The organism is Candidatus Thermoplasmatota archaeon (assembly GCA_035541015.1).
Lineage (GTDB): Archaea > Thermoplasmatota > SW-10-69-26 > JACQPN01 > JAIVGT01 > DATLFM01.
This window is the reverse complement of sequence record DATLFM010000012.1, coordinates 1-26,678: the sequence shown is the minus strand read 5'-3', so window position 1 is coordinate 26,678 and position 26,678 is coordinate 1. Positions and strand designations below refer to the sequence as shown.

Below are 26,678 nucleotides of genomic sequence, written 5' to 3'. Positions count from 1 at the left end.
GACGTGACCCGGGGGAGGCGAACGCCGGCCAAGAAGCCTGCGCGCGCGGCCAAGGGGACGGCGCCGCGGCCGCGCGCCCGTTGGGCCAAGGAGACCCTGGAGACGCACCTCCGTCGCTCGCCGGAGCGGCCGGGGCCTTTCGCGACGTTCTCGGGCCGCGCGGTCGAGCGGGTCTACGGCCCCGACGACCTTCGGGGCTTCGATCCCGCGCGCAAGCTCGGCTTTCCGGGCGCGGCGCCCTTCACGCGCGGCGTGCAGCCCACCATGTACCGCGGTCGGCTCTGGACGATGCGGCAGTACGCGGGCTACGCGACGGCCGAGGAGAGCAACGCGCGCTACCGGTACCTCCTGTCGCACGGCACGACGGGCCTGTCGGTCGCCTTCGACCTTCCGACGCAGATCGGCCTCGACCCGGACGATCCGCGGTCGCTTGGGGAGGTGGGCCGCGTCGGGGTCTCGGTCGCAAGCGTCGAAGACGCAAGGCGTCTCTTCGACGGGATCCCGCTTCGCGACGTCACGACGTCCATGACGATCAACGCGCCCGCCTCCGTGCTTCTCTCCTACTACCTCGTCACGGCCATGGAGCAGGGCTTTGCGCAGGCCGATTGTGGCGGCACGGTCCAGAACGACATCCTCAAGGAGTACGTCGCGCGCGGCACCTACATCTTCCCGCCGGCGCCAAGCCTGCGCCTCACGGTCGACGTGATGGAGTACTGCGCGCGCAACGTCCCGCGCTGGAACACGATCTCCGTCTCCGGCTACCACATCCGCGAGGCGGGCGCCACGGCCGCGCAGGAGCTCGGCTTCACGCTTGCGCACGGCCGCGAGTACGTCCGCGCCGCCGTGGCCCGCGGGCTTCCCGTGGACGCCTTTGCGCCGCGCATCTCCTTCTTCTTCAATGCGCACAACGACCTTTTCGAGGAGATCGCGAAGTTCCGCGCGGCGCGGCGCATGTGGGACCGCATCATGGCCAAGGAGTTTGGCGCAAAGGACCCGCGCTCGCGCATGCTGCGCTTCCACGCGCAGACGGCCGGCTCGATGCTCACCGCCCAGCAGCCGGAGAACAACATCGTGCGCGTGACGATCCAGGCCCTGGCGGCCGTGCTGGGAGGTTGCCAGTCGCTTCACACGAACAGCTTCGACGAGGCGCTTGCCCTTCCCGCCGAGAAGGCCGCGCGCATCGCCCTTCGCAGCCAGCAGGTGATCGCGCACGAATCGGGGGTGGCCTCGACGGTCGACCCTTGCGGCGGCTCCTTTTTCCTGGAGCGGCTCACGGACGACCTGGAGGAGGAGGCCACGAGCCTGATCGCCGACATCGATGCGCAGGGCGGCGTCCTCTCCGCGATCGAGCGGGGCTGGATGCAACGGCGCATCCACGAGTCCGCGTACCTTCACCAGCGGGCCGTCGAGGAGGGCACGCGCGCGGTCGTGGGCGTGAACGCGCACGCGGCGACGGACGAGGAGCCGCCGGCGCTCCTGCGGATCGGCGCCGCCGTGGAGGAGCGCGCGCGGGAGGCTGTCGCCGCGCTGCGTGCGCGCCGGGACGCCGGGTCCGTGCAAAGCGCCCTGTCGGAGCTTGCCGCGGCCGCACGCCGCGAGGACAACCTCCTTCCCGCGATCGTCGCCTGCGCGCGGATCCGCGCGACCACGGGCGAGATCTGCGGCGCGCTCCGCGAGGTGTTCGGCGAGTACGAACCCCCGGGGGGCGCCTGAATGTCGCCGACCGATCCCGTCGTGACCGACCCGCGCTTCCTTGAGCGTCTGTCGGAGTCGCTTGCCGTGCTGGCCGACCCGGAGACGCTGCGCGTGCTGGGCGCCATCGCCGCGCGCCGGTCGGGCGCGCCGCCGTCCCCGATCCCGCCGGAGGATCGGCGGCGCGTGGACGCCCTCGTCGAAGCCGGATTCCTCACGCTCGAAGGCTACGTCGTCGCCGAGCGCATGTTCAACCTGCAGGAGATGCTCTGGCGGGTCGTCTCGCCCGAGCCGGCCGTCGATCCGCTCGTCGGTCGCACGGCTCTTCTGCCCAAGCCGCCGACCGACGTGGCGCCCGTCGGCGTTTCGCCGCGGCTTATCGTCGTGCACGGGCCCCACATCGGGCAGGAGGCGCGTCTGGAGAACCAAGAGCGCGTCCGGATCGGCCGCGACCGCGCGTGCGACCTTTCGCTCGAATTCGACACGTACACCTCGGGCGAGCACGCGGAGGTGACGCGCGTGCGCGGCGAGATCGGCGTGGTCGATCTGTTCAGCCGAAACGGAACGTACGTCAACTGGCGCCGGCTGCCGCCGGGCGGCTTTCGCGCGCTTTTGCCCGGCGACGTGGTCGGGGTTGGTCGCAACCTCCTCGTCTTTCAGTCGGTGATTCCCCCGCCCTCGGGTTGAAGGCTACTCGGCCCTGGCGGCGTCGTCTGTTTGTCCCTCGGGTTGTGACAGCACGTTATTGACCCGCCAGGCTCTTCGTGGACGGCCGCCAACGCGGCCCCGGGGGGAGAACGATCGACCAGACGTTGCTTCTCAACGCAGTTTCGGGCATTCCGCTTGCGGTGCTGGGTGCCTACCTCCTCGTCCGCCCCAGCCGGCCCTTCAACGCGTTCTTTGGCGCTTTCGCCGTGGCGTGGGGCGCGCAGGTGCTTGTCACCAACGGCGCGGCCATGGCGCCCACGCCCGAGCTTGCGCACCGCCTGTACCTGCTGTCGATCGCGTTCCTCGTGCCGCAGTATGTCTTCCTGGCCTACTTCGTGTCGATCTTCCCGCACCGCGGGGGGCTCCTTGGAGCGGACAACCGCGCTCTCGTGCTCGCGCTGTCGCCCGCCGCCGCGGCGGCCGTGGCCATCGCAGTTGCGCCCGACACGCTGCTCTCCGGCGTGCGGGGCGCGCCGGGCGCCTGGAACGCGACCTGGGGGGGCCTCGCTCCGTGGCTTGTCCATCTGCCGCGCATGGCGGCGTTCTTCCTTGCCCTCTGGGCCATGGACCGCGCTTCGCGCCAACCGCTTGCCCACCACGAGCGCGAGCAGGCGCGCTTGGTGGCGGTCGCCCTTTGCCTCTACCTCTCGTTTGCCGTGGTCCACGCGCTGGGCCAGGCGCTCTCGGGCCTCCCCGCCTTCGTCGCCGCCATGGGACCCGAGACCGTGTCGGCCTACTTCCTCATCTTTGGCGCAAGCGCGGTGATCCTGGCCGCGGCCGGAGCGGGCATGGTGGCGCGCGGCGAGCCGGGACTTGCGCTCGCGACGATCGCGCTTCCGGCCTCGGTGGCCGCCGTCGGGATCCTGCTCCGCACGCCGTTCCTGCTCGAGTCGGCCGGGCTCTGGCGTCTTGCCGCCGTCGCGATCGTCATGTACGCGATCCTGCGCTGGCAGCTGTTCGACCTCGACGTGCGCCTGCGCCGCGCCGTGCCCGTGGGCGCGGGCGCCTGCGCCGCGCTCCTGTCCTTGCCGCTGCTGGCGCCGCTGCGCGCCCCCCCCGACGTGGCGCTCGCCCAGCTTCCGCTCGTGGCGTTGGCCGTCGCCGGGATCGGCCTTGGCGCGGGGCTTGCCGCCGACCGGCTCGCCGCTCACCTCTGGCCCGACGAGTCGGCCGCCCGCGAGGCGCTCTACCGCCGCAAGCTCGAGGTCTACCAGGCGACGATGATCCAGCTTCTGCGCGAGGGCAACGAGGTTTCGTCGCACGAGCGGACGTGGCTTTCGCACCTGCAGCGCTCGCTTGGGCTCTCCGACCGCGAATGCCGGGTGATCGAGGCGCTGGCCCGCGCCGCCGTGAAGCGCGGACCCCCGGCCGTCGAGCGCGGGCTCCATCCGCAGGGATTGCCGGACAAGTACGTCGTCCACCGCGTGCTTGGCCACGGGACCTTCGGTCGCGTGTACCTCGCCACGGACTCCACGCTGCAGCGGCGCGTCGTCGTGAAGCAGCTCCTGCCGCCCTGGACGACGACCGAAGCCGTGCGCGCCGCCTTCCTGCGGGAGGCCCGCATCCTCGCCCGCGTGCGGCATCCCAACGTCGTGAGCATCCACGACGTGGTGGCCCACGACGACGACCTTTTCCTCGTCACCGAATACGTCGAGGGCGGCACGCTCGACGAGCTCGTCGCCCGCGAGGGCCCGCTGCCTCCGGCCAAGGCGTCGGCCGTGATCCGCGACGTGCTGGGAGCCCTTGCGGCCATCCACGTCGAGCGCATCTGCCACCGCGACATCAAGCCGGCAAACGTGCTCCTCGACGCGCGCGGCCGGGCCAAGCTCGCCGACTTTGGCATCGCCCACACGGACGAGGCGGACCCCTCGCTCACCTCGCTTGGATTGACCCCCGGCACGCCGCATTTCATGGCGCCCGAGCAGGCCATCGGCGGGCCCGTGGACGCCCGCTCCGACCTCTACGCCGTCGCCGCCATGTTCCACTACGCCATCACCGGCCGCCCGTACCTGAAGCTCGAGGGGCGCTCGGTCGCCGAAGTCCGGAACGCGATCGCGGTCACCGAGCCGGACATCCCTGCGGGCCAGCCTGCCTGGGTCGAGCGGTTCCTTGCCAAGGGCCTCTCCAAGGACCCGGCGCGGCGATTCCAATCCGCCGCCGAGATGGCGGCCTTCCTTTCCGACCACGCGCGCTCGCGCGCGGTGGAGCTAAGGACGGTGCTCAATTGACGCCCAGGACAACTCGCGGACGCGGCTGCATGCTGGCCGGATTGCTCGTCGCAGCGCAGGTGGTGCTCGCCGGAGGCGCGAGCGCAAGCGCCGTTTCGTACGACGTCTCGGGCACCGGCTCGTATTCCGTCGGATACCAGTTGGCCTCGATCGGCTCCATCGCCGTGTCCGTGTCGGTCGCGACGGGCGGCGTGACGATTTCGGTGCTGACGCCCTCGGGCGTCGAGCATTCGCAGGCGTCGGGAACCCCCGGCCAACCAGCGACGATTGGCGTGTCCGACGCCGTCGCCGGGGTGTGGACGCTTGTGGTCTCGACCTCCTCCGGCGACGCCCTGACGCAAGGCACGTTCGAATGCTGGCCGGATTGCTTCTTCGTCGGGTAGCTGTCCGTCCGATCCTGCGATACATCCTCTTAACCAAAGCGGGAGTGGGTACGGTGGCGGCGATCCCGTGGAGCCTGCCACCCTGCTCAACGTCGTTTCCGGTGTGATGCTGGCGGCCTTGGGGGCGGCCCTCCTCGGAACGCAGCGTCGCACCCCCGGCCGGTTCTTCGGGGCCTTCGCGGCCGTCCTTGGCGTGCAGGTCGTCCTGTCGAACTTGGCCGCCTCGGCCGCCGACGAGCGCACGGCCTCGATTCTCTACGGCCTCTCGATCGCCTTCATCGTCCCCCAGTACGTGTTCATCCTCTACTTCGCCTCCGTCTTCCCCCGCGCCACGGGTCCCCTGGCCATGCGGCGCGCCGCGCTTGCGCCCTTCCTTGCGCCCGCCGTCGCGGCCGTTCTCCTCGTGATCTTCGCGTACCCGCTCCTGCTCGCGGGCGCCTTTGGCGGTCCCACCGGCTACTCGGCGCAATGGGGCCCGCTTGCTCCCTGGCTTTTGCACGTTCCGCAGTTCGGCGCGCTCGTGGCCGCCCTCTTCCTGCTCGAGCGGAGCCTGCGCGGCGGCGACCTCGTCCCCATCGAAAGGGACCAAGCGCGGCTCGTCCTCGCCGGCCTTGGCGCCTACGTGGCGTACGCCACCGCGCGCAACCTGGCCGAGGCGCTTGCGCGCTATTCGGTGCTGGAGCAGGCGCTTGGGCCGATCACGCTTGCCGCCTACGTCGGCCTGTTTGCGGTGGGGGCGCTTGTCGTCGGAGTCGTCACCGTTCGGCTCCTGCGCGACCCCGTGGGCTCGCCGTGGCTTGCGGCGTGGCTTGGCGTTCCCGCGATCGTGGGGTTGGGAAGCGTCGCGCCGATCCTAGCCGGCCTTCCGCTCGTGGACTCGGCCGGCCTGTGGCGGCTTGCGGGGCTTGCGATCGTCGCCTACGCGATCGTCAAGTACCAGCTGTTCGACCTGGAGCTTCGCCTCCGTCGCGCGGTGGGTCCGGCCGCGGGCCTGGCCGCCGCGGGACTCGTCGGGGCTGCAAGCGTCGCGGCAGGCCCCACCGTCGCCGCCACCGCAAGCGTCGGGGCGGGCCTCATCGCCGGCGGCGCCGCCCACGGCGCGGCGCGCCGGTGGCTGCGCGCGGAGGAGCCCACGTCCATCGAGCGGCGGAAGTTCGAGGTCTACCAAGCCTCCGCGATCCAGGCCGTCCGGGAATCGAGCCTGCAGACGCCCGAAACGCGCGCGTGGCTCTCCTCGCTTCAAGACTCGATGGGGCTCACGCGACGCGACTGCGAGGTCCTGGAGAGCCTCGCCCGCTCGCAGGCCGACCCTTCGGCGTCGGGCGGCCTCGAGGATCTTCCGCCCCGCTACCGCGTCGTGCGAATGCTGGGACGAGGCGCCTTCGGCCGCGTGTTCCTCGCGCGGGACGAGAAGGCCGGGCGCGACGTGGTGCTCAAGCAGCTCCATCCGGCATGGTCGGCAAGCGAGGTCATGCGGGAATCGTTCCTGCAGGAGGGCCAGGCGCCGGCCGCCGTGGACCATCCCGGTGTCGTGCAGGTGCACGACGTCCTCGAGACGCCGCATTCCCTGTTCCTTGTCACCGAGTACGTCGAGGGAGACAACCTCGAGCGCCTCGTGGGCTCGCGCGGTCCCCTGCCACCCGAGCGCGTTGCGGAGATCTGCGGCGGCATCCTCGACGCTCTCGCCGCCGTGCACGCGGCGGGCGTGCTCCACCGCGATCTCAAGCCCGCCAACGTCGTATTGGACGCGCGCGGCATGCCGCGCATCGTCGACTTTGGAATCGCGTTCGTCCCGGGCGCCCGCACGAGCCTTGCGGCGATGGGCCTGCTTCCCGGCACGCCCGCCTACATGAGCCCGGAGCAGGCCGCCGGCGGCGCCACGGACGTCCGCAGCGACCTGTACGGCGTGGCCGCGATCGCGTACTTCCTGCTGGCAGCACGCCCCTACCTTGAGCTTCGCGGCCTGGATCCGGGCGAGATGCGGCGGCGCGTCATGGAGGAGCCGCCCCGGCTTCCGCTGCCCGGCGTTCCGCCGGAGATGAACGCGTGGCTCGAGAAGGGCCTGCGCAAGGATCCGCGCCTCCGCTTCCAAAGCGCAGGGGAGATGGCCCACGCGCTGCCCCTGACCGTTCCCACCGGTCGCGGCCCCCACGTTCCCACGGTTCCAACGACGGAGGCGACCCCATGAGACCCCAAACGACCGTCCCGACGTGCCTGCTTGTGATTGCGCTGCTCGTCGTCCCGGGCAGCGCAAGCGCGACCCAAACGTACCAATTCCGGTTCGAGAAAGACACCACGGTCGACGTGACGTTCAGCGTGCCCGCAAGCCTGTCGCTTGAGCTCACGGTGAACCGCGGCAACACGAAGCTCTCGGTCTACGCGCCCGACGGCCGGCTCGTCTTCGAAGGCATCGCGGCCCCGGACCAGCCTCTGCGCGCGCACATCGGGGACATGCTCCTTGGAACGTTCCGCGCCGTCTACGACCTCCCCGAAGGGTCCAACCAGCAGGCGAGCACGATCGTTTCCTGCTGGCCCAACTGCGACGCCATCCTCGCAAACGGCTGACGGGCGTCGCAAGGCATTTGGGCGGGAGCGCCGCTTGCCGCCCGTGCGCCTCCTACGGATCCATCACGTGGGCGTTGCCGTCGAGAGCCTTTCTGCCGCCTCGCCCGTCTGGGAAGGCCTCCTTGGCCTCGTGGCCACGAAGGACGAGACCGTCGCAAGCCAACGCGTGGCCGTCCGCTTCTACCCGGTGGGCGAATCCAAGATCGAATGCCTGGAGACGCTCGACCCGCAGGGCCCCGTGGGGAAGTTTCTCGCCTCCCGCGGACCCGGCCTGCATCACGTGGCCTTCGAGGTGGACGATTGCGCTGCCGCCCTCGCGGAGGCCGCGGCCGCCGGCGCGCGCTTGGTCGACGCCGTTCCGCGCGCGGGGGCCGCAGGCTCCCTCGTGGGGTTCCTGCACCCCAAATCCACCGGAGGCGCGCTCGTGGAGCTCGTCCAGCCCGCCCGACGGTAGCCTGACCGCGGGATCCTAGGCCTCGGCCTCGCCCGGCTCCTGCGCGCCGGTCGTGGGTTCGCCCTCCGGGCGCCGCGTCGAGAGCTGGCGTCCGCGCGCCACGCCGCCGCGGCGTCCGATCTCCGCCATGTGCGAGCGGTTGCGGCTCACCGTCTGGCCGCCCTTGCGGCCGATCTCGGCCATGTGGTCGCGGTTGCGGCTCACGGTCTGGCCTCCCCGCTTCCCGATCTCGGCCATGTGGTCGCGGTTGCGGCTCACCGCTTCACCGCCCCGGCGGCCGATCTCCGACCGGTCGAGGGACGAACCGCCGAAGCCTCGTCCCTCGGTCCGCCCGCCCGGCGTCTGCGTTTCCCGCTCCTCCGCGTCGCGCCCAGCTTCCCTTCGGGTCTCCATGGTTGATCGCTCCCCTTCCGTCCGATATCGGAGTTAGGCTCCGGCTGGCTGCATGAATGAAGGCATTGGGACAGCCGGTGGGCCCGCGACCGGCCAGCTACAAGCGGGCCGGCGGCCGCGCATAAAGGCCGTCCCGTCGCCGGGCAAGCGGCCGACCGGCCTTCGCCCCATCGCTAGGGAGTCGAAGCCTCGACCGGCGCGTGCTCGCGGGGCCCCGCAACGGGCCGCGGCTCGAGGGCGACCGCCTGCGCGCGCAGCGGCCGCGTGAGGCGCCAGGCCGCCGCGACAGAGACGGCGGCGAAAAGCTGGCCCACGCCGATGTCCGTGAGCCAATGGAGACCAAGATACAGGCTCGTGATGGGGATCGTGAGCGCGCAGAAGGTGGCAAAGTACGCAAGCCGCCGGTGGCCGGACAACCAGGCCACGCCGGCGCACATGGCGGAGAGCTGGCTGTGGAAGCTCGGAAGCTCGTTGTTGGGCGACGTGAAGCGGTAGTATCCCTCGAGGACGTCGGGCCAGATGCGGCCAAGCCCGAAGTCGACGGGCGTGCCGACGTACCAGGGCTCCAGCGACGCGCTCCAAGGATCGTGCATGGGCAGGAACAGGAAGAAGGGAAGCGCGAGAAGCCAGCCGATGGCAAACGCGCACACGTACAGGGCCAGGTTGTGCCGCTCGCGGTGCAGCACGAAGAACGCCGGCGTGAAGTAGATCAGGAACACGTACGTGAAGATGTAGATCCCGACGAACAGGAGGTCGAGCACGGGATGCACGATCGACTGGAACGCGGCCGGAAGGTCGCGCTCGAACCCGTGGATGTCCCGCGTGAAGTCGAGCGCGAGGACCTCGGCAAGCCAGACGTCGAAATGGATCTCGACCACGTGGGCCAGGAGGACGAGGCAAAAGAGCGCGATCCATGGAAGGCACGCGCGCAGGAAGGCCGGATCGGGAATCTCGTAGCCGATGCGCGTCCGGAACGGCGCCCCGGAAAGGAACCGCACGCCAAAGGCGATGAGGACCGCGTGCCCGGCCAGGAGGATGACGATCGTCTCCACGGGCGTCACGCACGCGCGAGGGGCGCATAAGGTTTATCGGTCCGGTTCCGATCAACCGGCATGCAGTTTCCGCCGTTCCCGCTGGAGGAGTGGCTCTCCCGCCACGAGGAGCGCGCGCGCACGGTTCTTGCCGCAAGCGGCGTGGCTCCGCTACCGGTCTCCGAGCTTCCCGGCGCGGGTCCGGCGGGGTCGTTCGGCTACGGGGAGGTGCCCGCCCGGTCGGACCTCACCGAGGCGATCGCGCGCGCCTACGGCGTGACCGCAAGCGAGGTTCTCGTGACGATCGGAGGCAGCGAGGCCGACGCTCTCGTCGCCCTGGCGCTCGTGGAACCGGGCGACCGCGTGATCGTCGAGACCCCGACCTACCCGCCCCTTGCCGCCGTGCCGCAGGCGTTGGGCGCGCGGGTGGAAGCGCTCCCGCGGCGGCACGGGGACGGCTGGCGGCTGGACCTCGACACGCTCGAAGCGAAGCTGCGGCAGGGCGCCCGCTACGTCGTCCTCACGAACGCGAACAACCCGACGGGGGCGGCCTGCGACGCCCGAGCGCTCGCGGCCGTCCACGCGATGGCGCAGGAAGCCGGCGCCTACGTGCTCGTGGACGAGGCCTTCCGCGAGCTTGCATTTTCCGACCTTCCATGCGCGCGGCCCCTCGGCGAGCGCTTCGTCGTCACGAACACGCTCACGAAGAGCTGGGGCCTCCCGGGCCTCCGCGTCGGCTGGATCCTCGGCCCCGCCGAGCTTGTCGCCCGGTGCCGCCGCATCAAGGCCTACCTCACGATCGCAAACCCGCCGCTCGACCAGGCCGTCGCGCTGTCGGCGCTTGCCCGGCGGGACGCCATCCTCGCGCGCAACCGCCGGCTGCGTGACGACGGTTGGCGCGCGGTGGAGGCCTGGCTTGCGCGGCAACCGCGCTTGGCGTGCGTCCGCCCCTCCGGCGGGAACACGTGCGCGCCGCGGCTGCCCGACGGAGTCGACGACGTGAAGTTCGCCGAGCGGCTCCTTTTGGAGCACGACACGCTCGTCGCGCCCGGCAGCTTCCTTGGCATCCCCGGCCACCTGCGGATCGGGTTTGCCCGCCCGCGCGACGAGGTCGAGCGCGGGCTTGCGGCGATCGACCGCCTCCTTGCCTGATGGGCAAAGGAGCTTTGGGCAAGAAGCGATTCCCGCCCCGTGGACCCTCTCGTCGAGGCGCTTTGCCGCCAATGGCACGCCAACGCGCAGCGGTGGGAAGCCGTCGCCAAGCGGGCGCGCGATGCGGGACTCGAGGTCTGGAACCCGGGCCTGTACGCGGCCGATCTCCACACGGAGTTTCTCTCCCGATTTCCCCCGCGACGCGGCGCGCTTCTCGCGCTTGGCCTCAACCCCGGGCCCTACGGCATGGCGCAGACGGGCATCCCGTTCACGGACTGCCGAACCGCCCGCGACGCGCTTGGCCTTCCGATCGACATCCCGGGCCGCGCGCCCGCGGACCTCGCGCGGCGCCTCACGAAGGAGAACGGCAAATGGAGGGGGACCTACGAGCGCTCGTCGCTTGTGGTCTACACGTTCCTTCGCCGCGCGTACGGCGACCTCTCCACGGCGTACGCGAACTGGTTCGTCGGCAACCCCTGCCCCCTGCTGTTCCTCGATCCCGCGCCCGGCTGGAACGTCACGCCCGCCGACCCGCGCCTTCGCCGCATCCCGGAGGTCGCCGCGCTGCGCGTGCAGGCCGTCGAGGCGTTCGCCCGGGCGCTCTCCCCGCGCGGCGTCGTCTGCCTGGGGGCCGACGTGGCCGCGTGCGTGGGGGACGCGGCGGGCGCGGTCGTCGGCGAGGAGAACGTCGTCCGGTGGTCTCATCCCGCGCGCGCTGCGCCCAAGGCGTGGGCGGCGGGGCTCACGCGCGAGCTGACGCGTCGGGGGCTCCTGCGGGAGGACAAGGTTTCGTAGTTTCGTGAAACTACGATTCCCACGTCGCACGGCGGTAGACCACGTGGAGGAAGAACCGCTCCGGATGGTCCACGAGCAGCCGCCCCTCGAAATGCGCGTTTGCCGTCTGGCCGTGCGCGCGCACCGCGTACGCTCCGGGCGGCACGGAAACGAACGTTTGCCGCACGCCGGTCTCCGTCGGGCCGAAGCTCACGCGCGCGAGCAGGCGGCCCTCCGCGTCGAGGATCTCGAACGTTCCCGACGCGACCCCCGCCGGGCCGGCGGGCCGCGAGGCGACCTGCAGCGCCAAGCGCGCGGGCGCGTCGAGGACGACGGATTCGTTGTGGTCGAACTGGGACGCGGCGCCGCCGCCCCAACGATACTCGAGCAGCCGGTCGTCGGGCATGGGCGCGCCCTCGACGTTGAGGAGGATCTGGTTGCCGTGCGAGGCGCGCCCGTCGGAGGGCGTGGCCGGATCGTACGGGGTCCGGCCGTCGGACTTCGTGACCTTGTTCGTGACCGGATCGCGGGGCCCGGTGTCGGTGACCATGTAGTGGAGCAGGAAGACGTTCCCGCCCGTCGCCGGATCGGGAAACGGCGCGCCGTCGAGGGTGAGCGTGCCGCGGCCCCATCCGGCGGAGAGGGCGTGGATCTGCGGAAGCAGCGTGTCCCCGTTGCCGGTCGCGCCGTGCTCCGGGAAGCCGTGTCGGATGCCGCCGTTCTGGAAAGGCTTGTCCTCGACGAATTCGAGGAAGGCGACGCGGGCAAGGCCCGCGGCCGCGGCGCGGCCGACGCTCTCCGAAGGCGAGCCGGGCGCGCCCACGTCGACCCGGAAATCCAGCTCGCCGGGCAGGGCAAGCGCGAACTCCGCGACAAACGCGCCGACGTCGCGCTCGGCGTCGACTTCGAGGGTGACGTTTCCGAAGGAGGCCGTGGCCGTCGCACCTTCGTAATCGTAGCCGAGGAACACGACCGGGTCGGTGCCGGAGGCGCGGAAGACGCCGGAGGCGGACGGGGGGGCCGCGCATCCGGCCGCCGCAAGCGCGGCCGCCGCGAGAAGGAGCGCGCGGACTCGCATGGCAGGGGGAGGGCCGCGACCCCGTTTCAACGTTGCGACCCGCGCTCCGGAAACGCGTCGGGCGCGACGGGCGAGAAGCCGAGCGCAAGGAGACGTCGCGCGGCGCGCTCGGCGTGCGCGGAGCGCGCGTCGACGTGAAAAGAGCGGGTGCCCGAGCCCGCGAAGGCGGCGCGAAGCGACGCGTCGGGGGGCTCGGCGGCAAGCGCGTGATCCGAGAGCACGTGGCCCACGGCCGCGCGGCGCTTTCGCGTGAGATCCCCGTGCCGCGGCGCGTAGTGCCCGCCGCCCACGCCCACGACGGCGGGCTCCTCGGGAGCGTCGGGGAGGTCAAGGAGCGTGCGGGCGAGGGCCTCGTGCGCGCGCGCGTCGTTCCACTCGGATTCGTGGCTTCCGACCTCCAGAAAGAACGCGGGCACCGCGACGAGCGGGCCGTGGTGCGTCGCCTCGAAGGTCACGTCGTAGGGGAGGCCGCGGGCGTGCGCGGAAAGCCGACGGAGGGCGAAGCTCTGCACGGAGGGCGCCGCGGGCGGCAGGGCGCCAGGCTCGCCGCCGTAGGGGGCCTTGCCGAAATTGCCGATCGGGTGGACCGTGAGGCTTCGCCGGCCGCTCTCGGAGGCGTGGCGCGAGGCAAACGCGAGGACCGACGGGGCAAGGCCGGCGTCGGAAAGCTCCTCGTCGAGCCGCTCGGCGAAGATGTGCAAGCCCGCGATGCGAACGATGCGAAGCGATCCCCACGCCTCGACCGGCGAGCCCTGGAACCGCCCCGCGGCGCGGAAGGGCCGCAGGGCCCGAAGCGCAGCGCAGATGCCCACCGAAGCGACGTCCGCGTCCGACTCCACGATCGTGAGCAACGCGCGGAAGCCCCCGGCCGGCAGGATAGCTTTTTCGGAACCCCGCGCCCTGCCGGAGGCATGGACGTCGCCTCCTTCCTCGCGCAAGCGATGCGGCTCAAGCGGACGCCGCGCACCGGATGGAAGGACGTGGGGGTCCCCGCGCCCGAGAGCGTGGCCGACCACGCGTGGGGCCTTTCGCTCCTTGCGCTCGTGGCCGCCCGCGAGACGGGGCTCGACGCGGGCAAGGCGGCGCAGCTTGCGATCGTGCACGACCTCGCGGAGGCGATCACGGGCGACCTTCGCCCCGGCGACGTCGACGCGGCCGAGAAGCGCCTTCGGGAGAACGCGGCCATGGCGGAGCTTGCGGCCCGGTTGCCCGACGCCTCGCGCAAGCATCTGCTTGCGCTGTGGGCCGAGTACGAATCGCTCGGCTCGCCCGAGGCGCGCCTCGTCCGCGAGCTCGACAAGGTCGAGATGGCCGCCACCGCGCGCATGTACGAGGACGAGGGATTCCCGCGCGACAAGCTCGCGCGCTTCCGCGAAAGCGCGCGGCGCGCCGTGGCCGATCCGCGCCTTCAGGCGCTCCTCTTGCGCTACGAGTGAGCGCCCGCGTCGGGGAGCTCCAGCGCGCGGGCGGCCGCGTCGGCCGCCCCGGCGGGCAGCCGCTTCACGGCTCCGACCTCGTGCGCGCGGTCGCCGCGGATCGCGACGATCGAAAGCGCCGATTGCGCGCCGGATCGCCCCTCGACGGCGACGACGCCCCGCTCGCCGCGCATCTCGATCGCCACGCGGAAGGGGAAGAGGCGCCCGCGCACGCGGACCTCCGTCGGTCGCACGCGGGGGGAAAGCTCGCGCGCAAGCTGCCAGACCGGCCGCATCCAAACCATGACCGCGCCCTTGGCCGCGAAGAACACGAGCACGAGGAGCGCGAGGCCGGCCACCGCAAACGCGCCACCGTCGGGCGCCGGCGGCCGGTCGAAGGGGGGCGCCACGTACGCGAGCGCGTAGACGACAAGCCCCACGAGCGCGAACGCGACGGTCACACACGCGGCGGCAAGCGCCGCAAGCGGCTTCACCTTCGCCCGGTAATCGACATCCCCCTCAGGCAAGGCCCCAGGCCTCCAGGGCCGCGTCCACGGCGGCGCGGGATCCGGGGCCCGCGAGCACATACGCCGTCTGCCCTTCGCGCGCCAGCGCGTAGTGGCCAAAGCCCACCTGCTGAAGGCGCAGCGTCCCGCTCGGGTGGGCAAACTCGAAGGCGACGATCGGACCGGCCAAGCTTGCGACCGCCCGCGCGTACCGAGCGCCCCGCGACTCGAGGTGCGCGGCGATCGCGTGCATGGGCGCGTAGAACGTTCGCGCACTCGCGTACACCGCAAATGCGATCACGACCGCCAGGAACCCCGCCACCGCAAGCGGCGCGACGGCCGCGCGCGCGGCCTCGCCGCCTGCCACAAGCGCGGCGAAGTTCGCAAACACCGCCGGCAGGAGCACGCCCGGTACGACGATGCTCAAGAGCAGCGGGACGAAGGGAAGAGGGTACCGCGCGCGCACGGGTGCGCGAGGGGCGGGGCGCGCTTAAGGGTTGCCGACGGCCGGGGCAAAGCTACCGCGACCGGATATCCACCGAAAACTTCATGGCCGCGCCGGCCGAAGCCCCGGCCGGGGGGTGTTTGCGTGAGGCTCCTCGTTGGATTGCTCGTATTGCTTGCGCTTGCGTCCATCGCCAGCGCGCAGGCGTCGGTGACGCCGACGACGCTCTCGGTGCGCATCATGCCCCCGGGCGAGCCCCTTCCAATCGACGGCGTGGTCGTTGTGCCAGCCGAGATCCGCTACTCGCACGTTTGCCTGCTGCCGGGGCAACGCTCCGCAACGACGGTCTCCCTCTTCGCGGAGTCGGACGCGCCGTGGCTCGAACTTGCCGTCGAGCCTCGCGAGCTGCAGATGCCGATCCATTTCCCTTGCGCGTTGGCGTCCCCGGTGACCGCGACGGGGTCCTTCGAGATCCGCGCCATCGCGAAGAACGCGCCCTCGACAAGTTCCGCGACGGTTACGGTGGGTGCCGTCGCCGAGCGCAACGATCCGCACGAGGGCACCTCGGCGCACGTGGATTGGGACCTCCACATCGAGCGCGAGATCGCCCTTTCGAAGAACACGCTTGATGAAGAACCAATCCATGCCGTTCCTGCGTACGAGGCGGTTCCGACGCTCGGGGGCTTGGCCTTGTTAGCGGCCCGCGCGCTGCGCCCGCGTCAAACGACCTATCCAAAAACCGCATGACCCGGCGCGGGCGATCTCCGACCGGGGTCCGCATGAGATTCTTCCTGGGGTTGTGCATCTTTGTCGCGCTCGCGCCGCTTGCTTCCGCGCAGTTTCCGTTGACCGCAACGACGACCGCCATCTCGCTCTCCGTCCCGTCCGAGCCGGTCCCCGCCGACGGCGTCACCGTCGTGGCCGGCGAGGTGGTTTACGCCTACGCGTGCTCGCTTCCGCCCGAGCGCCCGTCGACGCGCGTCTCCCTCTTCGTGGAATGGGACGCGCCGTGGCTGACCGCGATCCCGGAGCCCAGCGAGGTTTTCCTGCCGATCCATTCCCCGTGCCTGGGGACGCAGTCCGTCTCGGCGCCCTTTGCCCTCCGCCTAATGCTGTCGAAGGCGCCGCCGGGACAGACGGCCATGGGCCGCCTCGTGGCGGAGGCCGCTCACAACATGCCCTACCACGGAAGCCAAGGCGAGGCCCAGTGGGCCGTCGTGACGCAGGACCGGCCGGCCGGCGAGCGCGTCGAGATGAGCTCCGCGCAGGACGACGAGGCCGCGCCCAACGCGGTTCCGGGGATCGAAGGCGCGCTTGCGCTTGCGGCGATTGGCGCCGTCGCGGCCGCCGGCGCGGCGCGTCTCCGCAACGGGCGACGCTTGCGATGAACAATCATCGCAGCGCGCGCGCGGCGTTGGCAGCGGGCCACGCCGCCGACCCGTAGGCCACGGCCACGACAAGCCCCGAGGCGCCCGTGACAAGGGCCACGAGCCCGATTGCGACCGGCATGCCAAAGAGGTCGGCCGCCAAGCCTGCGCCAAGCGCGCCCACGGCAAAGCCCATGTCGCGCCAGAAGCGGTAGACGCCAAGCGCCGTCGCGCGCTCGCGCGGACCCGCGACGTCGGCGACGGCCGAGAGGAGCGTCGGGTACACCATGGCCGTCCCGAGTCCCAAGGCGATCATGGCCGCGGCCCAGTGGGCGCTTCCGGGCCAAAGGAGCGCCGCGATGGCCACGGCCTGCACGAGCATGCCCGCGGCGATGAGACCAAAGCGGCCGATGCGGTCGGAGAGCGCGCCCGTGCCCAGCTGCGCGACGCCCCACGTGAGCGGATAGAGCGCGACGAGGGCGCCCACGGCCGCCGTGTCCGCGACGGCGGCGGCAAAGAGGATGGGAAAAAGGCCCCACGCGACGCCGTCATTGAGGTTGTTGGCAAGCCCCGCTTGGTTCAACGCGAGGATGCGTCGGTCGCCGGCCGTGAGCCGCACGAAGGCCTCGCGGCCCGGGACGGGCGGCGGACCGTGGTGGCGCACGAGTCCGCCCGTGTCCGGGACGAGGAAATAGCTCACGGCAAGGCCGGCGAGGGCGGCGGCTGCGCCAAGCGCAAACGGGACCGGCCGGATGCCAAACTCGGATGCGAGGAATCCCGTAGCAAAGGCCGCCAGGCCGACGGCGCCGTAGCCCGCAAACTCGTTCAAGCCCATCGCAAGCCCGCGCCGCTTCTCGCCGGCCACGTCCACCTTCATGACGACGGCCATGGACCAGCAGAGGCCCTGGTTCACGCCAAGGAGCACGTTGGCGAGAATCACGATCCACCAGTGCGGGGCCGGCGCGAACATGAGGAGGAGCGGCACGGGAAGCCCGATCGCCCAGCCGACGAGGAGCACGCGGCGGCGGCCTACTCGCTCGCTCCACGCGCCGGCGGCCAGGTTCGAGAAGGCCTTCACGAGGCCGAAGGTCGCGATGAACGACAGCACGGCCGACTTCGAGGCAAGCCCGAAGACCTCCTCGCCCAGAAGCGGAACGAGCGTGCGCTCGATCCCCACCATCGTGCCCACGAAAGCGTTGACGAGCACGAGCAATGCAAACAGCAGCGCGTTCTCGCGCAGGCCCGCCTTGACGGGCGCGGGAAGGAGCGGGACGACCACGCGGCTACTCCCGTGTGTTGGCGGCCACGATCTCGCGCCACCCGTGCGGCTTCTCAGGCCACCCTTCGGTCATGTAGCGGACGAAGTCCTCCTTCGTCGCCTGCGTGAGCGCCTCGTTGGAGCGCCGCTCGTCGCCGATCGTCGTGAAGAGCTTCTCGGGAAGGCCGTGCTTCGCTCCGTAGTGCGCCGGGTACACGAGAAGGTCGTCCGAGAGGCGCAGCAGCCGGTCGAACAGCGAGTGGTACATCTCCTCGATTCCCCCCTCGTAGAAGTCCGCGCGCCCGGCCGTGCCGGGAAGAAGCGTGTCGCCCACGAGCGCACGGTCGGCAAGCACGAGCGTCATGGCGTCCGGCGTGTGGCCGGGCGTCGCAAGCGCGCGAAGTCGCAGATCGCCCACGCGAAAGTCGCCTCCGTCGGCGAGCTTCTCGTACGGGAACGCGGCCGGGCTTCGCTCGGGCAGCACGAGGCGCGCCTGCGCGTGCGAGGCCAGCCGCCGCGCGCCGGAGAGGTGGTCGGCGTGCGTGTGGGTCTCGACCACGGCGTCGACGTGCAGCCGCTGCGCCGCGACGGCCGAGAGGATCGGCGCGAGATCCTGCGGCGGATCGACGACGGCGGCGCGACGCGTCTGCGGATCGGCCACGACGTACGAAAGGCACCCCGTCTCGCGCCGGGGAAGCTGGACGAAGATCGGCTCGTTCCGCACGACGTCCCGACCGTCGAGGTGGTACTTGTTCCTGGCGACGACGCGCGCGACGGAAACGGACAATCCACGGCCGGCGCGACGCGCCCCCAACGCTTAAGGCGCGCCCGACCCGTGGGCACGTCGTGCGCGCGCGATGGCTCGCCCTTTCGTCGCTCCTGCTGGCCGCAGCGCCCGCCCTCGCGCAGCCAAGCGTGGGCGTCGAGACCACGACGACCGTGCGGTTCGCGTGGGAGCGGATCGACCTCGGCGACGCGTACTTCGCAAGCGTGGACGGAACGGTCACGTACACCATCGCCTGCAGCGGGCCCGCTTCCCGCGCCACGCGAATCGAGCTCGAAGCGACGGGGCTTCCCATGACCTCGCTCTCCGTCTCGCCCGCGACGATCGAGGTCCTCGCGGGCCGCGATTGCACGCCACCGGAGCGCCGCGCGTACGAGCACGCGTTCGTGCTCTCGTTCACGTGGCCGCGCGACTGCAGCCGCGAGGGCGGCGCGGCCGTTGCCGCCGTCGCGCACGACAACCCGCCCTACGCCGTGTCGCAGGATTCGAAAAGCGTGCGCGTGGAGAAATCGGTCCTGCCTGGACATTGCGGGCAGGCCTCCGCCGCGTGGGACGACGATCCGCCGCCGACGACGCGCGAGCGTTCGACGCCGTTTGCAGCGGCGCCGCTGTGGCTTCTTGCGCTGGCGGCGCTTCTCCTCGCGCGGCGAAAGCCGCGATGAATGTTCATCGCGCGGCGCGAAAACTTATGGGAGCCCCCGCGCCTCGCTCTCGGGGAGGCAGAGAACGTGGGCCTTTGGAGCCGTCTTGTGGGCAAGTCCGAGAGCGCGGAGCAGCGAACGCCCGGCGAATTCCTCGAGCGCGACAACGTCGGGACACGCCAGGACACGGACGAGAAATCGAGCGCGTACTGGATCAACCGCAACGCGAGCCAGAAGTTCGAGCCGTACATCCTGCACGCGTTTCCGACGGAGGGCGCGGCGCGCGAGGCTCTGCTCGAGGTGCCGTGCATCCACGAGGCAAAGGACACGGGGGCCCTCGTGTGCACGGAGACGCTCACCTTTGGCGTCTACCGGTTCTCGCAGGACGGGACCTTCCACGCGATCCTGGCGGGCGAGGATCTGACCGTCGAGACCTTCGAGGCGGCCAAGGCCGCGTTTGCAAAGCACGGCGGAAGGCCCTTCCGGACCGGCGAGCAGGCGCCCACGAAGCGCGTCTCCCCGCGTCCCCGCGCGGCAAAGTCCCGCGGCTCCGTTCGCTTCGTGCGCGAGGAGCGGCAGGACCGGGGGGGCATCGAGATGATCTACCGCATCCACGAAGCGCCCGACGCCGCGACGGCGCAGGCGTTCTTGCAGCAGAATCCCGTCACGCAGCCCCTCGTCTACCTCGTCGTGGAGACACCCGAGGGTAACTACTGCCGCGACGTCCAAGGCATGTACAAGGAGTGAGGACATGGGAATCTTCCGGCGCCTCTTCCGAAGCCGCTTGCCGCCGGCAGCCTGGACGCACAAGGACGGACGCCCCCTGGCGCTGGAGGACGAGGTCGCGTGCGGCTCGTGCGGAAAGACGCTGCGCATCCGGGGATTGGGCGAAACCAAGCGCGTCGTATTCGCAAGCGGCCCGGAGACATTCCGGGGCTTGGCCCTCCGATGCCAGGATTGCGGCTTCCACGCGTGCGTTGACTGCGTCCGGAATCCGAGGGGCGGCATCTACCGCTGCCCGTCCTGCGGCGAAGTCGGGGGGCCGGCGCTCTTAGCGGACCTGCTGGCGCTTCGGAACCAATCCTGATCGCCGTGGCCGTCGGCCGCCTCACGCCGACTGCCGGATGCCCTTCAGCGTATCCCCTTCGTACTCGAACCGCAGCCGCTTGCGCTTGCTCCAGAGCTCCTTCTTCTGGTGAAGCGCGGCGGCAAGGAGCGGCAGGCCGATCGTGACGTCGATGCGGCATTGCACGAAGCGCGCGTCCTTGGCGATCTTGCCCCAGCTTTGCGCCTCCTGGAACGTGCAGCCGGAGAGCGCGCCCCAGTCGGGGAAGTCCGTCGTGAGCTGGACGGCGTACTGGTGGCCCCCGGCGTCGACGCCCAGCACCTCGCTGATGACCTCGGTCTGCTGGATGTAGTTCTTGGAGACGCCGCCGGCGATGTAGATCACGCCCGTCTTCTTGCTCTTCATCTTGATCTGCGCGAGCTCCCACGCGTCGCGGATGGGGTCGATCGTGGGGAACTCGCGGCCCTCCTCCTTGGCCTTCACGTAGTTCTGCACCATGCCGATGCCAAGCGAGGAGTCGTTCACGGCCGGGCAGAAGATGGGCACCTTGCGCTTGTGCGCGGCCGCGACCCACGAGTCGGGGTCGTCGAACTGCGAGCCGAGGAAGTCGTAGAGCTCGCGGCTCGTGTACGCGCGCGGCTCGAGCTTGCCAAACAGGCGGCCGAGGTAATCGTCGGTCTCGCGGAACTGCTCCTCGTCCACGAGCGTGTCGTACAGCCGGTCGAGGAAGTGCTCGCGCAGCATGAGGTCGTCCGTGTTCGGCGTGTGCTTCCAGAAGTCGTTGCCGCGCGCGGCGTAGAGGTCCTGGTAGGGCTGGCTTCCGACCGTGACGATGACGTCCACGAGCCGAAGCTCGACAAGATCGCGGAGCACCTTGCGAAGGCCTCCTGCCATGAGCGAGCCCGCAAGCCCGAGCACGATCGTGGGCCGATCCTTGTCCGTGAGCATGTTCTCCCACACGGCAAGCGCGGTGCCGAGGTTGCGCGCCTGGAAGCTCGTGTCCTTGAACGCGTCGATCGCGTCTGCCACCGTCTTCACGGAACGGACGTCGAACTGTCGTACGGGCGTGGACAGGAGCTCCTTGCGCGTGGGCTTCTTTCCCGTGGGCATCGCGGCGGAAGCGCGGGTTCCGGCCTTAAACGTTGGCGTGCACCCGCGATTGCGGCCTCACGCGGGCGTCGTGGGCCGCCGCTGCGGCGCGCGCGCAAGTTCGAAGCTCGCGCGCGCGGTCCACGCGGCGCCCGCGAGCGCAAAGAGCCCGCACAGGAGCCATCCCGGATGCGGCGGCGGGTCGAACGTGAACGCCCACGCGAGCGCGCCCATCGCCGGCGCAAGCGCCCACGGCGAAAGGAGCAGCACGGCGGCAAACGCGGCGAGCGCAAGCAGCGCCGGCGGCGCGGCAAACGCCGCGACCTCGCCAAGGTCGGGCGCAAGGAACGCAGGAAGCGCGGCCGCCGAGGCGAGAGGGCCCAACGCAAGCGCCACGGCGACGGCGGCAAGCGCGGCGTCCGAGCGAAGCCACGTTCCCGCCGGCGGCGGTGCATCGTCCGGACGCGAAATCCAGCCCGCAAGCAGCGCGGGCACGCCGGCCGCAAGCGCCATCGCCGCCGAGCCCGCGTAGCCGGGCTGGAACCAAGCGGCCAGCGCAAAGGCGAGCCCGGCCGCCGTCACGGCGCCGCCGACGGCCCGCGCGACGTCCCGGCGGCCCTTCCACACCGCCATGGCGCAGACGACGGCCGCCAGCGCAAGCGCCGGCGCCGCCGGGTGCAGGAACCAGCCCTCGCCCGCAAGCGCGCCCGAGGGGCCGTCCGTCGTGTACACGACCCGGCCGCGGAGGGAAATCCAGAGGACGCCGACCACGCCAAGCAGCGCAAGGGCAAGCGCAAGACGAGAGGGCCGGGGCGCGCATTCGGTGGGCACGCGCCTGGGTGGCCGCTTCTCCGCCGTAAGCTTGCGCGGACACGCCTCGGATCAAGAAGGGCACTTGGGAAACCGGGCCCTCGGCCAGAAAGCTATTTGACCGCCGGCCCCATCGCCGCTTCGGCATGACGCACGTCATCGCGCAAGCGTGCATCGGCGTGAAGTCCGGGGAATGCGTCGACGTCTGTCCCGTGGACTGCATCCATCCGCGCCTCGACGCGCCCGGCTTTGCGGGCGCCACGCAGCTGTACATCGACCGCGAGGTGTGCATCGACTGCGGCGCGTGCGCGTCCGTCTGCCCCGTGTCGGCCATCTTCCCCGAGGCCGACGTCCCGGCCGACCAGAAGCACTTCTCCGCGATCAACAACGCCTTCTTCCGCAAGGGCGCGCCCGTGCCCGCCGCCGCGGCCGCCGCAGCCGCGCCGGCAAGCGCCGCCGCGCAGCTCGTGACGCCCGGCGCCGCGCCATCGGCAACGGCGGCCAAGGCCGGCGCCGGGGGCCCCCTCGTCCGCAAGATCGAGCTCGTGCAGACGCGCGAGCCCTCGCCGCCCGAGGAGGGCCCGCGCGAGGCCTCCACGCGCGAGCGCGAGTTCCAGAAGAAGGCGCCGGTGCTGCTGGACAAGGGCCGCCTGTTCTCCTAGGCGGCCTGCCAACGACCCTTGCCCCACAAACCCTTTGCCCGGGGCGGTCGCACAGGCGGCCATGACGCCGCCCACGCACGGTGCCGCCGCGCGAACGCTTGGCGCGCAGCCCGCCGGAGGACCCCGTTGCCTGTTTTGCGGGACGTCCCTCGAGGACGAGGGCCCCGCCTTCATGGACCACATCGCGGAGGCGTCGAGCTGCCGCGTGGCGCACCAGGAATGGATCAACCGGCTGGACGAGGACCGCCTGGGCGGCGGATGACGCGGATGACGCTGCGATGATCGTTCATCGCAGCTTGCGGCGCAAGGCCTAGTCGCAATTGTCGCCGACGCAGACGATCTCGCGCACCACGACCCGGTCGAGCACCTGCACCTTCCACGGCAAGCAGAGGAGGGCGTCGTAGCGCTGTCCGTCGTCGCAATCCCCCGCCGAGGCCGCCGGAACGCCAACACTTGCGGCGACCAGCAGTCCCACGATCAACAGCCTGCGGAGCGTTCGGTTCGTTTCCTTGCCGGACACGGTCGTCACCTCAGCGTTTGTTTGTTGTCGGGGTGCCTAGTCACAGTTGTCGCCGACGCAGACGACTTCCGTCTTGTGAAGCACGGTTCGGTCGAGCACTTGCACCTTGGGCGTGCAGACGGGGAACTGGTTGGTTTGATTGTCGTCGCAATCCCCGGCTGAGGCGGCCGGCACGGCAAAGCTTGCGGCGACGAGCAGCCCCACGATCAACAGCCTGCGCAACGTTCCGTTCGGTTCCTTGCCGGACATCCGGTCTCACCGGTCGCCCGTTGGCCGCCCGGGATCATGAAGACCTTCCGAAAAGGGTTGAAGTTTCGCGGCCCCGCCGGCTGCGATGATCATTCATCGCAAGCGTCGGGCTAGTGTCGAAGGATCTCCTCGACGCGCCGCACCTGCTCGCCCTTGTCGCCAAGGTACGCAGGCGGCGCGGACTTTCGGGCAAGCGCGAGGATGCGGTCTCGCTCGCGCTGCGGGCGCACGACGCCGCGGATCTGCGCGGGCCCTCCGGCGATCTCCTCCCGCACCGAGTCCAGGCGCACGACGAGCGCGCCGACGGGCACAAGCGGAAGCGGGCGGACCTCGAGGTCAAGCAGCCGCGGGAAGCGGATCGAGCGCTCCTCCCGGGCGGGCCATCCCCGCTGCAGCACGAGGCGGTAGTTCGTGACGACGCACCGCTCCGCGCGCCGCGCAAGCTCGCCGTGCGCAAGCGCCGCAAGCGCGGCGCCGGATAGCGCGATCGGGAAGGCGAGCGCGTGGGCCGGGCCGGTGAGGGGGGCCGCAAGCGCGACGGCGGCGGCCGTGGCAAACCACAGCGCAAGCGCGAGCCGCGACCGCAGGCGCCAGAAGGCGATCCAGCCGGCGGCGAGGATGGGAAGCGCGACGACGGCGGCGGCAAGCGCCCACGCGGTCGCGGGGCCGTCGCGTCCAAGGAAGGCCCGCCACGCGTCGCTTGCGAAGAGGACGTACGCGCCGGCGGAGAGGGCGGCAAGGTACGCGGCGGGGGCGTAGCGTGGGAGGACGGCCAAGGGGTGGGGGCGAAGGACGCGGACGACCGCCTCGCCCTCGACAAGCTGCATGCGACGATCATGCGGTGGGCGGGGCTTCACCTTGTCGTTTCGGGCGCAAGCGTCGAATGTTCGTCAAGCCACGACTTCCAGCGGGATGGGGTCGCCGCGGTGGTCGAAGGCGCGCCAGTCGTGCACGCCGTAGGGGCGGCCCACGATGATGTGGGTGTGGCCGAACTTGGAGAAGAGGAACTTGTCCTCGTCGCTTGGCTGCGGCACGCCGCTTACGGGATGGCTGTGCACGGTGCCCACGACGGAGCTGTCGAGCGGCAGGCTCCAGAGTTGCATGTGCGCGGAGACGGGGCCGGATTCCGTGGGAACGACGATGAGCTCGACGACCGTGTCGTCCTCGGCGCGAAGCGCGGCGCCGAACTCGTGCGGGTGCGTCGACTTCGCGCTCTCGCAGATGAAGCGCAGGCATTGCTTGGTGATCTTCGTCACGCGCCGGGGGGGCGGGCGGCGCGGCCATGTCTCCGGCTGCTCGCGCGCGCCGCGGAACCAGTCGAAGAGGCTCATCGGCGGGCGCCCGCGACGGTCGCGAGGTTGGCGAGGTAGGCTTCCCAGTTGTCGCCGTGCTCCTCTGCCGTCTCCTCGTCCTCGAAGCCGCGGTGCGTGAGGGAGAGCCGCGTGCCCTTGGGCGTCTTCGCGAGCTCGTAGACGACCTCGGTCTCCTCGTCGTCGCCTTCCCATTCCCACGTCGTGACAAGCCGCGCGCCAGGCTTTGCGTCGACGACCTCGCCGGTGGCGACCCATTCCTCGCCCCAGTCGAGACGGAACGAGTCGCCCGCGTGCACGGCGGTGCCGTGGCGGCGGAAGCCCGCTTCGCATTCGAGCCACGCGGAGAGCTTCTTCGGGTTCACAAGGGCGTCCCAGACCTCCTCCGGGGTCGCGGCAACCTCGATCGTCTTCTGCACTTGCGCCATGACCCCGCGGACGTGCGTGGGGAGACTTGAACCTACCGAACGAGGTGCTTTCGCACGCGCTCGAAGCCGTGCTTGCGGAAGCGTACGAAGCGCGCCTTCTGCTCGGAGCCGGTGAACGCGAGGCGGTCGCCTTCGCCGATGGGACGCTCGAACTGCCCGTCGAGGACGACGACGGCGTCCTTCCCGGGCGCGAGCATCTCGATCTCGAGCGTGTCGGAGGCGGGGAACACGTGCGGCCGCGACGAGAGCTTGAAGGGCGCGATCGGCACGAGGATGAGGGCCGGAAGCGGCGGGTCGACGATGGGGCCGCCGGCGCTCATGGCGTAGCTCGTCGATCCGGTGGGCGTGGCGACGATCACGCCGTCGGCGCGAAGCGCGTCGTCGATGAGGTCGCGGTCGTGCGCGATGCGAAGGCGCAGCATCTTGCTTGCGCGCGATGCCTTGAGCACCGCCTCGTTCGTTGCGTCGGGCAGCCGCTCGCCGTTGAGGCGCGTGGCCACCTTCGTCCGCTCCTCGAGGGCAAAGTCGCCCGAGAGCAGCCGGTCGAGGCCCGCGCGCAAGTCGGCGGGCAGGATCTCCGTGAGGAACCCGAGCTCGCCCGTGTTGACGCCAAAGACGGGCGCGGGGTTCTGCTGGAGCGTGTAGAGGATGGTGCCGTCGCCGCCGATGGTGACGATGACGTCGGCGCGCATCTGCGCAAGCGGCTCGCCGGGGAGCGACAGCGGGGAGGCGAGCTCGTCCTTGGCCACAAGCTCCACGCGGCCGCGCAGGAGCGAGGCGACCTCGGCGGCCACCTTCACTCGCTCGGGCATGTCCGCGCGCGCCACGATGCCCACGCGCGTGGGAGGCTTCACCCGGGCACCCCCAACGAGGCAAGCGGACCCTCGGGCGCAAGCGCGGAGGGATCGCCGACCGCAAGGACGGTCGACCGCGGCGCAAGCGTGAGCGGCATCGCCAGAGGCTTGCCCTCGCCGTCGAGCACGACGCCGCCTGCCTCGCGCACAAAGAGCACGCCAGCTGCGATGTCGGTCACGCGCAGGCTTCCGTAGCCGTGGTAGTAGAGCTCGAGCGCCCCGCTTGCGACAAGCGCAAGGTCGAGCGCCGCGGCGCCCAACGCTCGCACGTTTGCCCGCATGCCGGCGAGCTTCAAGGCCGTGGCGTTGGCGCGCTTGCCAAGCACGAGCGCAAAGGTGGGCCGCTCCTCGCGGGGAAATGGCGCCGCGCGGACCGGGTGGCCGTTCCGCCGGACGCCCGCTCCCCTCCAGGCGGAGAAGGTCTCGCCCGTCGGGATGTTTCGCGTGAGGCCGTAGACGACGTCGTCGGTGGATCGGCGGCCAAGCGCAAGCGTGGTGCAGTAGTACGGGATGCCGCGCGCGGCGTTTGTCGTGCCGTCGACGGGGTCGAGGACGATCCACCAGTCGCCGCCGCGCTCGATCGCGCCGCACTCCTCGGAGACGAGGCTGAAGTCGAAGCCGCTTTGGTCGAGGACCGCGCGCGCCTCGTCCTCGGCCACCTGGTCGACGAGCTTCGTGGGCGTCCCGTCGGCGCCCATGCCCGTCGTCTCCCCCCACCGCTCGGGCGCAAGCGAGAGCGTGCGCCGCGTCACGGCGTCGGCCATGTCGGCAAAGAGGCGCTCGATGTCCGCCCGCTCCTTGTCGGAGAAGGTCATC

The 26,678-nt window shown here is 71.1% G+C and carries 33 protein-coding genes; 16 read left to right on the top strand and 17 right to left on the bottom strand.

Annotation, left to right across the window (positions count from 1 at the left end):
* Window positions 1-96: 96 nt before the first annotated feature.
* The 7 genes from VM681_01110 to mce all read left to right on the top strand — a co-directional run bounded on the left by VM681_01110 (window position 97) and on the right by mce (window position 8,030).
* Window positions 97-1,713: a methylmalonyl-CoA mutase family protein gene (locus VM681_01110; GenBank protein HVL86596.1), complete on the top strand. Its 1,617-nt coding sequence runs from the start codon at window positions 97-99 to the stop codon at window positions 1,711-1,713.
* A complete protein-coding gene (locus VM681_01105; protein HVL86595.1) occupies window positions 1,714-2,379 on the top strand; it encodes an FHA domain-containing protein in 666 nt (221 codons plus the stop codon). It abuts the gene before it with no gap.
* A 77-nt stretch (window positions 2,380-2,456) separates the two neighbouring features.
* Window positions 2,457-4,628 (top strand): serine/threonine-protein kinase, encoded by a 2,172-nt coding sequence (locus tag VM681_01100; GenBank protein ID HVL86594.1) that lies wholly within the window; start codon window positions 2,457-2,459, stop codon window positions 4,626-4,628.
* A gap of 29 nt (window positions 4,629-4,657) precedes the next feature.
* The gene (locus VM681_01095) at window positions 4,658-5,011 is read left to right on the top strand and encodes a hypothetical protein (GenBank protein HVL86593.1); all 354 of its coding nucleotides are present in this window, start codon (window positions 4,658-4,660) and stop codon (window positions 5,009-5,011) included.
* 67 nt (window positions 5,012-5,078) lie between these two features.
* Entirely contained in the window at window positions 5,079-7,199 is a 2,121-nt protein-coding gene (locus VM681_01090) for a serine/threonine-protein kinase (GenBank protein ID HVL86592.1), read from the top strand.
* The gene (locus VM681_01085; GenBank protein HVL86591.1) at window positions 7,196-7,576 is read left to right on the top strand and encodes a hypothetical protein; all 381 of its coding nucleotides are present in this window, start codon (window positions 7,196-7,198) and stop codon (window positions 7,574-7,576) included. The genes VM681_01090 and VM681_01085 overlap by 4 nt, the downstream gene beginning before the upstream one ends.
* Window positions 7,577-7,619: 43 nt before the next feature.
* Window positions 7,620-8,030 carry a methylmalonyl-CoA epimerase gene (gene mce, locus VM681_01080; GenBank protein HVL86590.1) on the top strand — a complete coding sequence of 137 codons (411 nt, stop codon included), beginning with the start codon at window positions 7,620-7,622 and terminating at the stop codon, window positions 8,028-8,030.
* Window positions 8,031-8,045: 15 nt separating this feature from the next.
* On the opposite strand, the gene VM681_01075 is transcribed toward mce, so the two are convergent.
* Window positions 8,046-8,423, bottom strand: a complete 378-nt coding sequence (locus VM681_01075; GenBank protein ID HVL86589.1) for a hypothetical protein — start codon at window positions 8,421-8,423, stop codon at window positions 8,046-8,048.
* Window positions 8,424-8,596: 173 nt separating this feature from the next.
* Complete coding sequence (locus VM681_01070; protein ID HVL86588.1) at window positions 8,597-9,484, bottom strand: phosphatase PAP2 family protein; 888 nt, start codon at window positions 9,482-9,484, stop codon at window positions 8,597-8,599.
* A 51-nt stretch (window positions 9,485-9,535) separates the two neighbouring features.
* On the opposite strand from VM681_01070, the gene VM681_01065 reads away from it, so the two are divergent.
* Together VM681_01065 and VM681_01060 are read left to right on the top strand one after the other, a co-directional pair.
* Window positions 9,536-10,606 carry an aminotransferase class I/II-fold pyridoxal phosphate-dependent enzyme gene (locus tag VM681_01065; protein ID HVL86587.1) on the top strand — a complete coding sequence of 357 codons (1,071 nt, stop codon included), beginning with the start codon at window positions 9,536-9,538 and terminating at the stop codon, window positions 10,604-10,606.
* A 39-nt stretch (window positions 10,607-10,645) separates the two neighbouring features.
* Window positions 10,646-11,401, top strand: a complete 756-nt coding sequence (locus VM681_01060) for a hypothetical protein (GenBank protein HVL86586.1) — start codon at window positions 10,646-10,648, stop codon at window positions 11,399-11,401.
* Window positions 11,402-11,411: 10 nt separating this feature from the next.
* Here the strand turns inward: VM681_01060 and VM681_01055 are convergent, their stop codons facing one another.
* Window positions 11,412-12,458: a hypothetical protein gene (locus tag VM681_01055; GenBank protein ID HVL86585.1), complete on the bottom strand. Its 1,047-nt coding sequence runs from the start codon at window positions 12,456-12,458 to the stop codon at window positions 11,412-11,414.
* A gap of 26 nt (window positions 12,459-12,484) precedes the next feature.
* The gene (locus tag VM681_01050; GenBank protein ID HVL86584.1) at window positions 12,485-13,309 is read right to left on the bottom strand and encodes a D-aminoacyl-tRNA deacylase; all 825 of its coding nucleotides are present in this window, start codon (window positions 13,307-13,309) and stop codon (window positions 12,485-12,487) included.
* Window positions 13,310-13,369: 60 nt separating this feature from the next.
* Here VM681_01050 and VM681_01045 point away from each other — a divergent pair, with 60 nt between their 5' ends.
* Window positions 13,370-13,894: an HD domain-containing protein gene (locus VM681_01045; GenBank protein ID HVL86583.1), complete on the top strand. Its 525-nt coding sequence runs from the start codon at window positions 13,370-13,372 to the stop codon at window positions 13,892-13,894.
* Here the strand turns inward: VM681_01045 and VM681_01040 are convergent.
* Both VM681_01040 and VM681_01035 read right to left on the bottom strand, forming a co-directional pair.
* Entirely contained in the window at window positions 13,885-14,400 is a 516-nt protein-coding gene (locus tag VM681_01040; GenBank protein HVL86582.1) for a hypothetical protein, read from the bottom strand. The two genes, VM681_01045 and VM681_01040, sit on opposite strands and share 10 nt — an antisense overlap.
* Window positions 14,393-14,845 (bottom strand): hypothetical protein, encoded by a 453-nt coding sequence (locus VM681_01035; protein HVL86581.1) that lies wholly within the window; start codon window positions 14,843-14,845, stop codon window positions 14,393-14,395. The genes VM681_01040 and VM681_01035 overlap by 8 nt, the downstream gene beginning before the upstream one ends.
* A gap of 123 nt (window positions 14,846-14,968) precedes the next feature.
* On the opposite strand from VM681_01035, the gene VM681_01030 reads away from it, so the two are divergent.
* Window positions 14,969-15,571, top strand: a complete 603-nt coding sequence (locus tag VM681_01030; GenBank protein HVL86580.1) for a hypothetical protein — start codon at window positions 14,969-14,971, stop codon at window positions 15,569-15,571.
* 32 nt (window positions 15,572-15,603) lie between these two features.
* Window positions 15,604-16,212: a hypothetical protein gene (locus VM681_01025; GenBank protein HVL86579.1), complete on the top strand. Its 609-nt coding sequence runs from the start codon at window positions 15,604-15,606 to the stop codon at window positions 16,210-16,212.
* A gap of 4 nt (window positions 16,213-16,216) precedes the next feature.
* On the opposite strand, the gene VM681_01020 is transcribed toward VM681_01025, so the two are convergent.
* Complete coding sequence (locus tag VM681_01020; GenBank protein ID HVL86578.1) at window positions 16,217-17,470, bottom strand: MFS transporter; 1,254 nt, start codon at window positions 17,468-17,470, stop codon at window positions 16,217-16,219.
* 4 nt (window positions 17,471-17,474) lie between these two features.
* The gene (locus tag VM681_01015) at window positions 17,475-18,236 is read right to left on the bottom strand and encodes an MBL fold metallo-hydrolase (protein HVL86577.1); all 762 of its coding nucleotides are present in this window, start codon (window positions 18,234-18,236) and stop codon (window positions 17,475-17,477) included.
* A 59-nt stretch (window positions 18,237-18,295) separates the two neighbouring features.
* Between VM681_01015 and VM681_01010 the strand changes: the two genes are divergently transcribed.
* Window positions 18,296-18,895 (top strand): hypothetical protein, encoded by a 600-nt coding sequence (locus tag VM681_01010; protein HVL86576.1) that lies wholly within the window; start codon window positions 18,296-18,298, stop codon window positions 18,893-18,895.
* Window positions 18,896-18,961: 66 nt separating this feature from the next.
* Window positions 18,962-19,621, top strand: a complete 660-nt coding sequence (locus VM681_01005) for a hypothetical protein (GenBank protein ID HVL86575.1) — start codon at window positions 18,962-18,964, stop codon at window positions 19,619-19,621.
* A 361-nt stretch (window positions 19,622-19,982) separates the two neighbouring features.
* Here the strand turns inward: VM681_01005 and VM681_01000 are convergent, their stop codons facing one another.
* Window positions 19,983-21,050 carry a deoxyhypusine synthase family protein gene (locus VM681_01000; GenBank protein HVL86574.1) on the bottom strand — a complete coding sequence of 356 codons (1,068 nt, stop codon included), beginning with the start codon at window positions 21,048-21,050 and terminating at the stop codon, window positions 19,983-19,985.
* A 57-nt stretch (window positions 21,051-21,107) separates the two neighbouring features.
* Complete coding sequence (locus tag VM681_00995; protein ID HVL86573.1) at window positions 21,108-21,860, bottom strand: hypothetical protein; 753 nt, start codon at window positions 21,858-21,860, stop codon at window positions 21,108-21,110.
* A 125-nt stretch (window positions 21,861-21,985) separates the two neighbouring features.
* Here VM681_00995 and VM681_00990 point away from each other — a divergent pair, with 125 nt between their 5' ends.
* Window positions 21,986-22,501 (top strand): ferredoxin family protein, encoded by a 516-nt coding sequence (locus tag VM681_00990; protein ID HVL86572.1) that lies wholly within the window; start codon window positions 21,986-21,988, stop codon window positions 22,499-22,501.
* 61 nt (window positions 22,502-22,562) lie between these two features.
* A complete protein-coding gene (locus VM681_00985) occupies window positions 22,563-22,763 on the top strand; it encodes a hypothetical protein (protein ID HVL86571.1) in 201 nt (66 codons plus the stop codon).
* Between the two features lie 48 nt (window positions 22,764-22,811).
* Here VM681_00985 and VM681_00980 read toward each other — a convergent pair whose 3' ends face one another.
* The 7 genes from VM681_00980 to VM681_00950 all read right to left on the bottom strand — a co-directional run.
* On the bottom strand, window positions 22,812-23,021 hold the full coding sequence (locus tag VM681_00980) for a hypothetical protein (protein HVL86570.1): 210 nt from the start codon (window positions 23,019-23,021) through the stop codon (window positions 22,812-22,814).
* Window positions 23,022-23,057: 36 nt separating this feature from the next.
* A complete protein-coding gene (locus VM681_00975) occupies window positions 23,058-23,243 on the bottom strand; it encodes a hypothetical protein (protein HVL86569.1) in 186 nt (61 codons plus the stop codon).
* Window positions 23,244-23,380: 137 nt separating this feature from the next.
* Window positions 23,381-24,097, bottom strand: coding sequence for a hypothetical protein (locus tag VM681_00970; GenBank protein ID HVL86568.1), 717 nt, complete (start codon window positions 24,095-24,097; stop codon window positions 23,381-23,383).
* Window positions 24,098-24,160: 63 nt separating this feature from the next.
* Window positions 24,161-24,601 (bottom strand): Mov34/MPN/PAD-1 family protein, encoded by a 441-nt coding sequence (locus tag VM681_00965; protein ID HVL86567.1) that lies wholly within the window; start codon window positions 24,599-24,601, stop codon window positions 24,161-24,163.
* Window positions 24,598-25,008 (bottom strand): SRPBCC domain-containing protein, encoded by a 411-nt coding sequence (locus VM681_00960; protein HVL86566.1) that lies wholly within the window; start codon window positions 25,006-25,008, stop codon window positions 24,598-24,600. Before VM681_00960 ends, VM681_00965 begins: the two co-directional genes overlap by 4 nt.
* 32 nt (window positions 25,009-25,040) lie before the next feature.
* Complete coding sequence (locus tag VM681_00955; GenBank protein HVL86565.1) at window positions 25,041-25,862, bottom strand: NAD(+)/NADH kinase; 822 nt, start codon at window positions 25,860-25,862, stop codon at window positions 25,041-25,043.
* A partial coding sequence (locus VM681_00950; protein HVL86564.1) for an inositol monophosphatase family protein occupies window positions 25,859-26,678 on the bottom strand: 820 nt, incomplete at its 5' end. The genes VM681_00950 and VM681_00955, both read right to left, overlap by 4 nt.